Origin of the sequence: Mycolicibacterium celeriflavum, assembly GCF_010731795.1 — a bacterium.
Classification (GTDB): Bacteria; Actinomycetota; Actinomycetes; order Mycobacteriales; family Mycobacteriaceae; genus Mycobacterium; species Mycobacterium celeriflavum.
This window is the reverse complement of the sequence record NZ_AP022591.1, coordinates 56967-70417: the sequence shown is the minus strand read 5'-3', so window position 1 is coordinate 70417 and position 13451 is coordinate 56967. Positions and strand designations below refer to the sequence as shown.

Annotated in this window: 4 protein-coding genes; 2 read left to right on the top strand and 2 right to left on the bottom strand. The window is 67.8% G+C overall.

From position 1 onward, the window contains the following. Positions 1-8: 8 nt before the first annotated feature. Positions 9-9230: a type I polyketide synthase gene (locus G6N18_RS00310; RefSeq protein WP_083006002.1), complete on the bottom strand. Its 9222-nt coding sequence runs from the start codon at positions 9228-9230 to the stop codon at positions 9-11. A gap of 723 nt (positions 9231-9953) precedes the next feature. Here G6N18_RS00310 and G6N18_RS00305 point away from each other — a divergent pair. Further along, complete coding sequence (locus tag G6N18_RS00305) at positions 9954-11150, top strand: ABC transporter substrate-binding protein (protein WP_083006048.1); 1197 nt, start codon at positions 9954-9956, stop codon at positions 11148-11150. 3 nt (positions 11151-11153) lie between these two features. Here G6N18_RS00305 and G6N18_RS00300 read toward each other — a convergent pair whose 3' ends face one another. Further along, positions 11154-11903 carry a MerR family transcriptional regulator gene (locus G6N18_RS00300; protein ID WP_083006045.1) on the bottom strand — a complete coding sequence of 250 codons (750 nt, stop codon included), beginning with the start codon at positions 11901-11903 and terminating at the stop codon, positions 11154-11156. Positions 11904-12185: 282 nt separating this feature from the next. On the opposite strand from G6N18_RS00300, the gene G6N18_RS00295 reads away from it, so the two are divergent. Beyond that, the gene (locus G6N18_RS00295; protein WP_083005999.1) at positions 12186-13451 is read left to right on the top strand and encodes an MFS transporter; all 1266 of its coding nucleotides are present in this window, start codon (positions 12186-12188) and stop codon (positions 13449-13451) included.

Sequence of the window (13451 nt, the reverse complement as noted above, 5' to 3'; positions counted from 1 at the left end):
ACGCTATCTCACGCTTGTGCGGGCACATACACGTCGTCGTCGCCGAGCCGCGACGCCGGATCGAGCAGCATCTCGGCTTCCTGCCGCTTCTCCGGGGCGTCGTGGCCGAACCGGCGGTCGGCCGGCTTCTCGTACAGCGGCTTGCCGCCCGCGATCGCCGACGCGAGCCGATGCTGACCGGCCAGCACCCGGGCGTCCGCGCGCTGCTTGTACTGCGCGCGTTCCTCCGGGCTCAGCGCGGCGAGGAACGCCTGCGGATGCACCAGCGCGATCAGACCGGACACGTGGCCGAAGCCGAGGCTGGTGATCAGCCCCGCCTTCAACGGGAACTTGTCGCCGAAGTGCAGGGTGTCACGCAGCCAGACCAGGTGCGCAGCACCGGCGAGTTCGTCGTCGACACAATCCAGGCTGCGGTTCGGCGGGATGATGCCGTCGCGCAGGATCTGGCACAGCCCCATCATCTGGAACGCCGCCGCGCCGCCCTTCGAATGACCGGTCAGGCTCTTCTGCGACACCACGAACAGTGGTGCCCCTTCCGACCTGCCCAGCGAGTCGGCGAGCCGCTCGTGCAGCTCGGTCTCGTTGGGATCGTTGGCCAGTGTCGAGGTGTCGTGCTTGGACACCACCGCGATGTCGTCGGGTCCGACGCCGAGCGCGGCCAGCGAGCGCGCCAACTGCGAGTCGCGACCGCCACGGCCGGCCGCCAGCGCACCCAGGCCCGGTGCCGGGATCGAGGTGTGCACCCCGTCGCCGAACGACGACACGTAGCCGATGACCGCTTGCACCGGCAGCCCCATCTTGAGCGCGAGATCACCGCGGGCCAGCAGGATGGTCCCACCACCCTGGCCCTCGACGAACCCGAGCCGGCGACGGTCGTTGGCGCGGGAGAACTTCGAGTCGCTGATGCCCTTGGCCCGCATCATCTCGGTGTCCGCGGTCGCGGCCATGTCGCCGAACCCGATGATGGCCTCGAGCGTCAGGTCGTCGTATCCGCCGGCGACGACGAACTCCGCCTTGCCGAGCTTGATCTTGTCGACGCCCTCCTCGACCGACACCGCCGCGGTGGCGCAAGCCCCGACCGGATGGATCATCGCGCCGTAACTGCCCACATAGGACTGCACGACGTGGCCCGCGTACACGTTCGGCAGGACTTCCTGCAGGATGTCGTTCGGCTTGTTCCGGCCCAGCAGGTTGCCGTGGTACATGGTCTGCATCGACGTCATGCCGCCCATGCCGGTGCCCTGGGTGCTGGCCACCAGGCTGGGATGCACCCAGCGCATCAGTTCCGCGGGCGTGAAGCCGGCGGACAGGAACGCGTCGACCGTGGTGACGAGGTTCCAGATCGCCAGCCGGTCAATGGAGTTCATCATCTCCTGGCTGACGCCGTAGACCATCGGATCGAATCCGGTGGGAATCTGCGCGCCGACGGTGCGGGACAGTTTCGTCTTGCGCGGCACCCGGATCTCGGTGCCGGCCTTGCGGGTGACCTGCCAGTCGCCGCTGTCCGGTACGGGTGCGATGACGGTGTGCTCCGGATCGGCGCGGACGAACGCCCTGGCTTCCTCCTCGTTGGACACCACGAAGGTGAAGTCCTTGTCGAGGAACACCGAAACCAGAAGCGGCGCAGTGTGGTCGGCGTCGATCGCGCCATCGCCGACGAACTCGCGGATGCCGACCCGCTCGATCACGGCGTCGTGGTAACGCTCCACCAGCTCGCCCTCGTCGACCAGCTCACCGGTTTCGGTGTCGTACCAGCCCGGTGTCGGATCGTCTTCCCACTTGACCAGTCCGGTCGTCCACGCCAGCTCGAGCACGCCGGCCGCGGACAGCTCGTTGTCGACCTCCATCTCGAAGCGGGTGCGCGAGGAGCCGTAGGGTCCCAGCTCGGCGCCACCGACGATGACCACCATGTCGGCCGGGTCGATGTCGAGGTCGGCCCACTCCGGCGGCGGCGCGGACTTGTAGCCCCGCGGCGGCGACGGCAGCGCGCGCACAGTGCCCTCGTCATCGGTTTCCTCGGTTCGGCTTTCGGTCACCATCTCGTCGCGAGCCTTGGCGGCCAGTTCGGCCATGTCGATGTCGACGTCGGCCAGTCCACCCGTGAAGTCGGCCTGCAGCGGCTTGTGCGCCGCGGCCACCTTGGATTCGATGTCACACAACCCGAGCAGCATGCGCGCCATCTCGTCGGTCGTGTACGTACGCACGCCGGCCTCTTCGACCGCGCCGACGATGGCGTCGTTGTGACCCATCAGGCCCGTGCCCTTGGTCCACCCGATCAGCGCGTGGGCCAACGAAACCCGCTGCGCCCACGATGTTTCGGCCTTCCAGCGGGTCACCAACGCGTCGAGCGCGGACTTCGCCTCGCCGTAGGCGCCGTCACCGCCGAACATGCCGCGGTTCGGTGAGCCCGGCAGCACGACGTGCAGTCGCGCGGCGATGTCGCGTTCGGCTCCGATGTGTGACAGGCCGCCGATCAGCCGCTGCACTGCCCACAGCAGCACCTTCATCTCCATCTCGGCGCGCGATCCGGCCTCGGACAGGTCGCCGGCGACCCGCGGTGCGGCGAACGGGAACAGCAGTGTCGGCGTCTGGGCGTCTTTGAGGTGGATCGACTGCGGCCCAAGGCTTTCGGTCTGCTCTGTGCCGACCCACTGAACCAGCGCATCGATGTCGGTGTAGGACGCCATGTTGGCAGGCACCACCCACAACTTGGCGTCCCAGCGGGCGTTGTCGCGGTAGAGCGCGCGGTAGAACGCCAACCGGTCGTCGTCGAGCTTGGACGTCGTCGCGATGACCGTCGCCCCGCCGTCGAGCAATTGCGCCACGACGGACGCGGCGATCGACCCCTTCGAGGCTCCGGTGACGACGGCGACCTCGTCGCTGTAGCGGCCGGCGTCGGGGTTCTCCGCACCCGCCGCGGCGCGCCCGTACAGCGAGGCGTGGATGTTGCGACCCGACGCGAGCGCCTTGCCCTGCCACCAGGTGGCCTGCGTGCCGACGACGTGACCCGCGCCCTCGAAACGCTGCGAGAGCCGCTGCCAGTCCGCGTCGATCTCGCCCTCGTCGAGCAGCCACAGCTTGGCCAGATCCTCGCGGGCGCTGGCCCAGCGGTCGTCGAAGAGCACCGCCTTGCGACCGTCGAACACGGGCGCCACCAAACGTGGCCAGTCCGAACCCAGTTCGGCGGTGACCAGGTCGATGAGCTCGGCATCGGTGGCCTCCGGGGCGGGGACCGCGGTGTCGAGACCCAGCTGACCCAGGATCGTGCGGGCCACCGAGGCCAGCACGCCGTCGCGGCCGGTGACCTGCTCGGCGAACTCGGAGAGCGCGGCGGAGTCCACCACGCCCCCGCCGGCGCCCGCGGCGGACGGCAGCGACACCGCAACGCCGCGCCTTGCCGCGACCGCGGAGACCGCGGCGTCGATCACCTTGTCGACGGTCGCCCCGTCGGCCAGCGCGCCGTCGTGCAGGCCGCCCAGGTCCCCACCACGGACGCTGGACCCCTCGCGGGTGCCGAGCGCCACCTCGACGGTGACGTGCTTGACCCATCCCGGGCCCAGCTCCCACGTCTTGGTGACCCGCTCGGCGATGTAGGCGGGCCGCTTGCCGGACGGGCCGAACACGGTGCGCAGCTGGTCGTTGACTGCGTCGGACAGCACCGGGCCGAACGGCTTGTAGGTCCTGGCGAGCTTGGTGACCTGGCCCTTGAGCCCGGCCAGATCCGCTTCCGCCGCACCGTCGATGGCGCCGAGGTCGAGCTCCGAGCCGAGGTCGACCAGCAGTTGGTTGCGTCGCGACGACGCGCCGTCGGTGATCGATTCGATGGAGTCCAGCGGCTCGATCTGGTCGATGCGCATCTTCGCCGACAGCGCGATCAGTGCCATGGTGGCGTCGGCGGCGTCGAACGTGAGGTCGTCCGGCCTGGGGCCGCCCGCCGGCGCAGCGGGCGCTGGAGCCGGGGCGGCTGGTGCGGCCGCCTCGACGGGCGCGGCCGCCTCGGGCGCGGGAGCGGAGGTCAGCTCGTCGCCGAGTTCGGGCTCGGGGTCGGTGTCGGTGGCGAACAGCACCGCCGCGTCGCGCTCGGAGTTCAGCACTTCCGTTGTGCTGTGCGAGTATTCGGGCAGCTTCAGGGTGTTGGCCGCCAAGCCCGCGACCGTCGGCGCGGATTTCACGCCGATCTCGACGAAACGCTCGATGCCCAGACCGCCCGCGGCTTCCTCGATGAACAGCAGGTCCTGGGTTTCGATCCAGCGCACCGGGCTGGCGAATTGCCATGCCAGCAGCTCGATCACGACCTTGCGGCACAGCTCGGCCGGCTTCTCGGTGCGCCAGGTGTCGTAGTCGGCGAGGATCTCGTCGAGCGGCTCGGCCGGCACCAAATCGCGGATCTCCTGGATGAAGTCGCGGTCGAGCGTGAACGGCCGCGGCACCAGGTTGGGGATGTACTTGCCGATGATCAGGTCGGGATCCTGGCCGCGCGGCATCACGCGCTCCAGCGAGCGGCGGAAGTCGGCCACGCCAACGCGCAGCACCGAAGAGTGGAACGGCACGTCGATGCCGGGAACCAGGATGAACGACCGCTTGCCGCCGGTGATCTCGCGGCGCCGCTCGACTTCCTCCTCCAGCGCTTCCAGCCCACGCACGGTGCCCGCGATCGCGTACTGCGAGCCGCGCAGGTTGAAGTTGACGATTTCCAAGAACTCACCGGTGCGCTCGGAGATCTCGGCGACGAACGCCTTGACGTCGGCGTCGTCGAGGTCGATCTGCGACGGTCGGATCGCGGCCAGCCGGTAGTTCGACCGGCCGAGGTGGTCACGCGGCACGATGTCGTGCATCTTGCTGCCGCGGTGGAACACCACCTCCAGCAACGCTTCCAGCTCGTAGACACCGCTGACGCACGCCAGCGCGGTGTACTCGCCGACGGAGTGACCGCAGGCGATCGCTCCTTCGACGAACGCGCCCTGCTCGCGCATCTCGGCCACCTGGGCGGCGGCCACCGTCGCCATCGCCACCTGGGTGAACTGGGTCAAGAACAGCACACCGTCGGGGTGGTGGTAGTGCACGCCACTGGCGATCAGGCTGGTCGGGTTGTCGCGCACCACATGCAGCACCGAGAAGCCCAGCGTGTCGCGGGTGAACTTGTCCGCGGTGTCCCACACCTTGCGGGCCGCCTTGGAGCGGGCGCGCACCTCCATACCCATGCCCTTGTGCTGGATGCCCTGGCCCGGGAACGCGTAGACGGTCTTGGGCGCGGCGAGCTGGGCCGTCGCGGACATGACGAGGTCGCCCGCGACCTTGGCGGTGACCTCGACGATCTCTGCGCCGCGGTCGATTCCGACGCGGTCGACGCGGAAGTCGACCTCGTCACCGGGCAGCACCATGCCGAGGAACCGCGACGTCCAGCCGACGACGCGCGCCGGCGGGGCGGGCTTGCCGTCGGTGGCGGCGACGACGTGCTGTGCGGCCGCCGACAGCCACATGCCGTGCACGATGGGCGATTTGAGCCCTGCCAGCAGCGCGGCGGCACGGTCGGTGTGGATCGGGTTGTGATCACCGGAGACGACCGCGAAAGCGCTCATGTCGGTCGGTGCGGTGACGGTCACGTCGCGGCGCCGGCGTCGCGGGGTGTCGGTCGCGTTGTCGGTGATCGCCCCACCCGCGCGCGGCGGATCGGCGAGATCGGCCGCGCCGGTGCGACCGCGGATCGCGAAGCGCTCTTCGAGAGTGGCCAGCAGGTCGCCGTCGGCGTCGCGAATCTGCACCGTCACCGGTACGACGCGTCCGTATTCGGAATCGGTGGCGGTCGAAACCGTTGCCGTGATCGCCAGTTCGGCCCGGGTTTTCGGCATCTCGCCCAGCAGGTGCGCGGCGTGGTCGAGATGTACCAGGCTCAGCAGGCCTTCGACGACGGGGAAGCCGTCCTCGGTGAGCGCGGACCCGATCGCCGCGAAAACCGCGGGCCAGCAGTGCCCGACGAGCGCGTCCGGTACGAGCGTGAGACCGGGCGCCAGCGGGGCGCCGAACGTCGCGGTGACACCGGTGTGGTCGGCGACCCGTTCGGGCTCCCAGTCGACGGTCACGGTCGAGACGTTGTCGCGCACCGGGGGTAAGTCGTCGGGTCCGTCGACACCGGCCGCGATCGCCAGCACGGCACGCATCGCGGTCGACGCATCCTCGACCGTGACGACGGGCATGCCGCCGTCGACCGTGCACGCCGGCAGTGTGAACGGGATGTCGACCCAGATGTCGGACAGCGGCACGCTCAGCGTCACCCGGTCACCACTGAGCTCGAGCCGAGCCCCGGTGGAAGGATGTGTGGCATTGCGGTTTTCGTTGGCCTGCCACTCGCTCGGGGCACCGATGCGGTGCACCGGGTTGATCGCGACGCGGCCCGCCCACAACACGTCGGGTGAGTCGAGTACCACCGCGAGCGGCCCGGTGACGTCGGCGCGGGCCTGGCGTCGCGAAACCACCGGCACAGGGTTGCCGTCAGCGGCGAGTGCCTCATCGATCGCGGTCTGCTCGAAGCGGTCGAGCAGCTCACCGACCGGCTCGTCGACGCGGGTGATGCCCGCAACCGCCTGCGTGCCGGGGATGATGCAGACCTGGTCGGCGGTGTAGCGCGCGTCGTGGGCCTGCCACAGCGAGTCGCTGCGCCACCACCGCCGCACATCCTTGTCGATGACCGGCACGAAATTGACCGGCTTGCCCGGGGTCTTGCACAGCGTGATGAACCACGGCACGTCGGCCGGGTGCAACCGCAGCGTCTCCGATTCCGGATAGCGCGCCACCAGCGTGGCGATCGCCCGGTCCGGATCATCAAGCAGCGCAGCGTCACCGAAGAGCGTGGCGATCGGTCCGGAGTCCTGCGGGTGCAGGCGCGCCTCGGCGCGGTGCAGCATTTCGGCGAACCGGTCGCGCCAGGTGTCGGCCAGCCACGGGGTGCCGGGCAGCTTGGTGTCGGCGGTGCTGTCGTCGTCGCCGATCGCCAATTCGACGTAGCGCGCCAGCCACTGGCGGTAGGTCATCTCGCCGACGTCGCCGAAGTACGGCTTGCAGGTGGTGGCCATCGCGGCGATGATCTCGTCGCGGCGGGCCGCCACGGCTTCGGCGTCACCGGCGACCTCGTCGAGCAGCCGGCCGCAACGCGATGCGGCGTTGTCGATCTCGTGGATGTCGGCACCGAGTTGGCTGCGGCTGGAAGCCATGCCGCCCTGGGCTTTTCCGGCGCTGATCCAGTGGTCGGTGCCGCCGGTCTCGACCAGCATCTGCTTGACGGCGGGCGAGGTGGTGGCCTCCAATGTCGCCATCGCCGCGGTACCCACCAAGATGCCGTCCACCGGCATCGCCGGGAAACCGTATTCGGTGGCCCACCGCCCGGACAGATACTCGGCCGCGCGCTCCGGGGTGCCGATTCCGCCGCCGACGCAGACCGTGATGTTGGGCAGTTTGCGCAACTCCCCGTAGGTGTTCAGCAGCAGGTCGTCGAGGTCTTCCCAGGAGTGGTGCCCGCCGGCGCGGCCACCCTCGATGTGGACGATGACGTCCTTGCCCGGCACCTCGGCGGCGATTTTGATGACGGACTTGATCTGGTCGACCGTGCCGGGTTTGAACACCACGTGGCTGATGCCGACGGAGTTGAGCTCGTCGATCAGTTCGACGGCGTCCTCGAGCTCCGGGATGCCTGCGCTGACGATGAGGCCGTCGATCGGCGCACCGGACTGACGGGCCTTCTGCACCAACCGTTTTCCACCGACTTGCAGCTTCCACAGATACGGATCGAGGAACAGCGAGTTGAACTGCACGGCACGGCCGGGCTCGAGCAGCGTGGTCAGCTCGGCGATGCGGTCGGTGAAGATCTCCTCGGTGACCTGCCCACCACCAGCGAGTTCGGCCCAGTGACCGGCGTTGGCGGCGGCCGCGACGATCTTGGCGTCGACGGTCGTCGGTGTCATCCCCGCCAGCAGGATCGGCGAGCGTCCGGTGAGCCGGGTGAACTTCGTCGACAGCTTGACCGAGCCGTCGGGCAGCTGCACGGTGGTCGGCGCATAGCTCGACCACGCCGGCGGCACCTCGGGTTCTGCACCGACGGTGAACAGATTGCGCTGCCCGACCCGCGTTGCGGCGGGGACGATGCCCACCCCCAGGCCGCGGATGATCGGGGCAGTCAACCGCGTCACGGTGTCGCTCGGACCGAGATCGACGATCCACTTCGCGCCGGCCTCGTGCAGCCGCTCGACCTCGGCGACCCAGTCGATCGGACGCACGAAGATGTGCTCGGTCATCTCGTGCGCGAGCTTGGCGTCGATACCGCACTTTTCGGCCCACCGGTCAACCAGCTCGACCCCGTCCGCCAGCCGCGGGGTGTGGAATCCGACCTCGACCTGAATCTGGCTGAAGGCGGGGTTGAATACACTGCCGCCGCGGACCTTGTTCTTGCGCTCGGCCTCTTCCTTCTCGGTGATCTTGGCGCAGTACAGCTCGAAGCGTCCCAGTTGCTCGGGAGTTCCGGTGATGACGACCGAACGCCGGCCGTTGCGGATCGACAGCACCGGCGGCAGCACCGTGCGCACGTCGGTGGAGAACTCCTCGAGCAGCTCGGCGATGCGGTCCGGATCGACGTTGGTCACCGAGACCATCGGCGACTTGTCCCCGCGGCCGACCATGCCTCGCCGCCGCGAGACCAGTGATCCGGCCGCGCCGATCAGTTGCAGCAGCGCCAGCAGTTCGGCGTCCTTGGCGCCCCGAGTGCGCAGCGACTCGCAGGCGATGACGCCCTGCGAATGTCCCGCCATCGCGACCGGCGGGGCGTCGTACAGATCGAGTCCCTGGCGGACGGCGGCGCGGATCGCAGCCATCTGTGCGAGCAGGATGCCCGGTCCGGAGATCGCCGCGGTGATGAGCTGCTTGGTCGGGGGCAGCGGTTCGTCGGCGGCCAACGCCCGTACCCATTGCAGCGGCTCGAAGCCGATCGGCCGCACCACCACCAGTTCACGGGCCACCGGCTCGAGCAACAGCGCGGCCTCCCCGGCCACCTCGCTGAGCTCCGACTCGATGCCGGCCGAGCTGACCAATTCCTCGAGGTTCTCCAGCCATGAGCCGCCCTGTCCGCCGAAGGCTACCGCATAGGGTTCACCGGCGTTCAGCCGATCGACGAGCGCGTGGGTACCGGCGTGCGCGGGTCCCGCGGTGCGGTCAGTGGACACCCGGTGCTGCTCGTTTATCGTCACGTCTGGTTATCTCCCTCTGTCCCGCGTCATGCTCGTCGTCGACTGTGTCTGAAGGCGCTCCGCGCGCTGCCGTGTCCTTGCCGCGGCGCCACGCGATTCGGCATTGAATCCCGACTGGTCCGGGCGGGCGGTCTCGCGGTGCCTCGCGCACCGCCTTCCGTGCACTCCAGCCGTACTAAGAGTGTCATAAGAGGAGACGCTTTTTGGCCTCCAAAATGGTTACTGATCAGTTCTACGCTCGGGTAACCCGCCATGGGATAACGCGCAGTTCCATACCGGCGGAAGCCATTCGGGACAAACGTCCTGCATGCAGGTGGTTACGGTCGAGTAGGCAGAACTGCGCTGATCAAGGCAGTATTGTTATCTAATCGTTATGTAAAAATTTCCGGCCCGTCCGACCAGCAGCATCGCCGCGCCAAAAGGAGACATTCGGGCGTGATCTGTCTTCTCGAGACCGTCGGCCACTGAAATTTGTTTGCTGGCGCGACTTACTGATCGGTAAGGTTTAGTCCCACTGCCCGTAGCGCGGCTTCAAGATGTGATTGAGGTCCGCACAGCTGTATCAAAATCTCAACTGTGGGGCGGGTTGCCGAGCTACGCGGACACGCGGGGCGCCAATGAACCACTGTCCGATGACACACGTTCTTAGGATTGGTTATGCCCTCGGATGCGGTCGGCGCACCGGCGGCGATGCGACTGCTGGAGGAGTAGCAGATGCCGCTCATGCCGGGCGCCGCGCGAACCGGTTCGATCGTCATCGTCTGCGCCGCCGTCGTGCTGGCACTGACGACCGCGTGTTCGGGCGAGCGGAGTTCGGCGACCGGCCAGACGCTTCCCGAACTCGAACCGCTCGCCGCGGTCGGCGCCGGCGAAGGACGGCTCAACTTGGTCGCCTGGGCGGGCTACGCCGAAGACGGCTCCAACAACCGCGACGCCGACTGGGTGACGCCATTCGAACAACAGACCGGCTGTCAGACGGAGGTGACGCTCGGAAACACCTCCGACGAGATGGTCCGGTTGATGCGCAGCGGGAACTACGACGGCGTCTCGGCATCCGGCGATGCAACGCTACGCCTCATCTACGCCGGCGATGTGGCACCCGTCAACACCTCGCTGGTGCCGAACTACGAAGACATTTCGTCGTTCCTCAAGGACAAATCGTGGAATTCGGTCGACGGCCAGATGTACGGCATTCCGCACGGCTGGGGCGCCAACCTGCTGATGTACAACATCGAGGTCGTCCGCGACGCGCCCAACTCGTGGGCCGCGGTGTTCGACGACGCCGACAGGTACAAGGGCAAGGTCACCGCATACGACTCCCCCATCTACATCGCCGACGCGGCGTTGTACCTGTCCAAGACGAAACCCGCACTGGGAATTGAGGATCCGTACTCCTTGACCGGTGAACAACTCGACGCCGCGGTCGAACTGCTCGAGAAGCAACGCATGAACATCGGCGAGTACTGGTCGGACTACACCAAGGAGGTGCAGGCCTTCGAGTCCGGCGCCTCGGTCATCGGCACCACCTGGCAGGTGATCGCCAACACGATCGGCGCGCGCAACAAGGTTCAGGTCAACACGGTGCTGCCCAAGGAGGGCTCCACCGGTTGGTCGGACACCTGGATGATCTCGTCGACGGCCGCTCACCCCAACTGCATGTACAAGTGGATGGACTGGATCTCCTCGCCGGAGGTCAACGCCCAAGCCGCCGAGTTCTTCGGTGAGGCGCCCGCGAACGTGAAGGCCTGTGAGCACACCACCGAGCCCGACTTCTGCGACATCTACCACGCCACCGACGCCGGCTTCGCCGCCAAGATCCACTACTGGACCACGCCCCAGAAGGACTGCGTCGACGGCACCGGCGACGACTGCACGACGTACGACGAGTGGACCGCCAGGTGGCAGCAGATCAAGGGGTGAAGTTCAGGACTCGCGGCGGCCGCTGAGCACGACGCCTTCGGCGTACCTGGAGCCGGCGCCCGCCGTGTGCTCTTGCAACGCCTTGTCCAGGCGAAGCGACACCACGCTCGTCCACAGGTCGCGGTAGTCGCGCACCAACCGGCCCAGCTCTTCGGCCTCCTCGGGCCGGGGCCCCCGGCCCTCACCGAACCGCGCGGCCACGCATTCGTCGAGCACGTGTAAGAACCCCTCCGCCAGCCCGTCGATCGCCCGGCCAGAGGCCTCGAAGATCTGCAGCAGCGCACTGACGTAGCCGTGCTGGTCCGCCGCGCGCGCCACGACTTGCGCCATCGCGGGATCGGTCAACCTCATGACACCGTCGGCCAGTTGTGCCAGGCCGTACTCGACCAGCCGGCGCCCCTCGTCGCTGTCGGGGTCGATGTCGAGCGCTTCCACCGCGGTGTCGGCCGCCGTGGGCCCGGCGTCACCGGATTCGGTTCTCGGGCCCAGGACGGCCCGTTGAATTCCGAGAATGTCGGCGAGATCGGCGCCTCGCCGGAGGCTGGCGAAGAACTCGGCGATGTGGGCCGAGCTGAAACCACGGCGGTGCAACTGGTTGATGGTGCGCAGCTGCGACAGGTGATAGTCGTCGTAGAACGCCGAGCGGCCGACTCGCCGCGGCGGATCGAGCAGGCCACGTTCGCGGTAGGCGCGGATGTTGCGGGCGCTGACACCGGAGATCTGCGCCAGTTCATCGAGGCGGTACTCAGCCAACGCCGCGACGCTCCATGGGATCACTGTAACCGCGTGTCGGCGTTTGCGAGCGAAGGTCGACGTGGTCTCATCGGAGTTTGCCAGCAAGCCCACGCGGCTGTCCCTATCAGCGCTGTTATCAACAACGGCTAGGCGGCTGGCGCACGGAAGGTGCACTCTCAGCCAACTTCACCTGAGTTTCGGGGGCTAGGTGAGCGAACTCACCGCAAGAGGATTGGCCACCAGGACCCTCGTACGGAACGATTGAAAAGTCAGACTTATCAATCATCGGAAAGGTTCGGTGTGCGTCCCTGGATCGTCTGGGCCACCGGACTGTTCGCATACATCGTTGCAGTTCTCGACCGCACCACGTTGGGCGTCTCCGGCCTCGATGCGGCAGAACGGTTCCAAGCCAGTCCCAGCCTGCTGTCGACGTTCGTCGTCCTGCAGGTCATCGTCTACGCCGGCGCGCAGGTGCCCGCGGGTTTGCTGCTGGACCGCTTCGGCTCCAAGAATTTGATCCTCGTCGGCGCCACGCTGATGGCGACCGGCCAACTCGCGCTCGCGTTCACCGAATCGCTGCCGACCGCCATCGGCGCGCGAGCGCTGCTGGGCTTGGGCGACGCAGTCACGTTCATCTCGGTGCTGCGGCTGGTGCCGCACTGGTTCAGTCACCGACAGGTTCCTCTGGTCACCCAGCTGACCGGAATCTGCGGGCAGCTCGGTCAGATCCTTTCGGCGGTCCCGTTCTTCGCCGTTCTCAACGCTTGGGGCTGGTCCACGGCATACGCGTCGGTGGCCGCTCTGGGCGTGCTGTCGATGGTCCTGACCGTGGCGCTGGTGAAGAACACTCCGAACGGCAACGCGGTCGAGGTAGAGACGATCTCCGTGCGCGAGACGCTGACCAGCGTCAAGACTGTCTGGCTGCGGCCTGGCACCCGGCTTGGGTTCTTCACCCACATGGGCACCCAGTTCTCGGTGACCGTGTTCGCGCTGATGTGGGGTGTCCCGTATCTGACCAGTGCTCAGAGCCTTTCGGCCGGGTTGGCAGGCACGTTGTTGACGGTTTCGGTGCTGGCCGCCATCACGGCGGGCGTGCTGATCGGCATCTTCACCGGACGGCGCCCACACCGGCGCTCCCGGCTTGTCCTGGCGATCATCGCCAGCAACGCGTTGATGTGGACCGTGGTGTTGGCGTTGCCGGGGCCGGCGCCGCTCTGGCTGCTGGTGGTGCTGATCGTGGTGATCTCGGTGGGCGGTCCCGGGTCGATGGTCGGCTTCGACTTCGCGCGGACCTTCAATCCGAGCGCCACGCTGGGCACCGCTTCCGGCCTGGTCAACATGGGCGGCTTCATCGCCTCGCTGTTGGTGATGCAGGCGATGGGGGTCATCCTCGACACCGCCGGGGAGATCTCGTTCGACTCGTTCCGGGCGGCCTGGATCGTGCAGTACGCGATCTGGGCGCTGGCGGTGGTCGGCATCGTCATCACCCGGCGCAAGACTCGCAGGCTGATGATGGTCGAGCAGGAGAGAATGCTGCTGGAAGGGCTGGATACCCGGCCCGCCTAG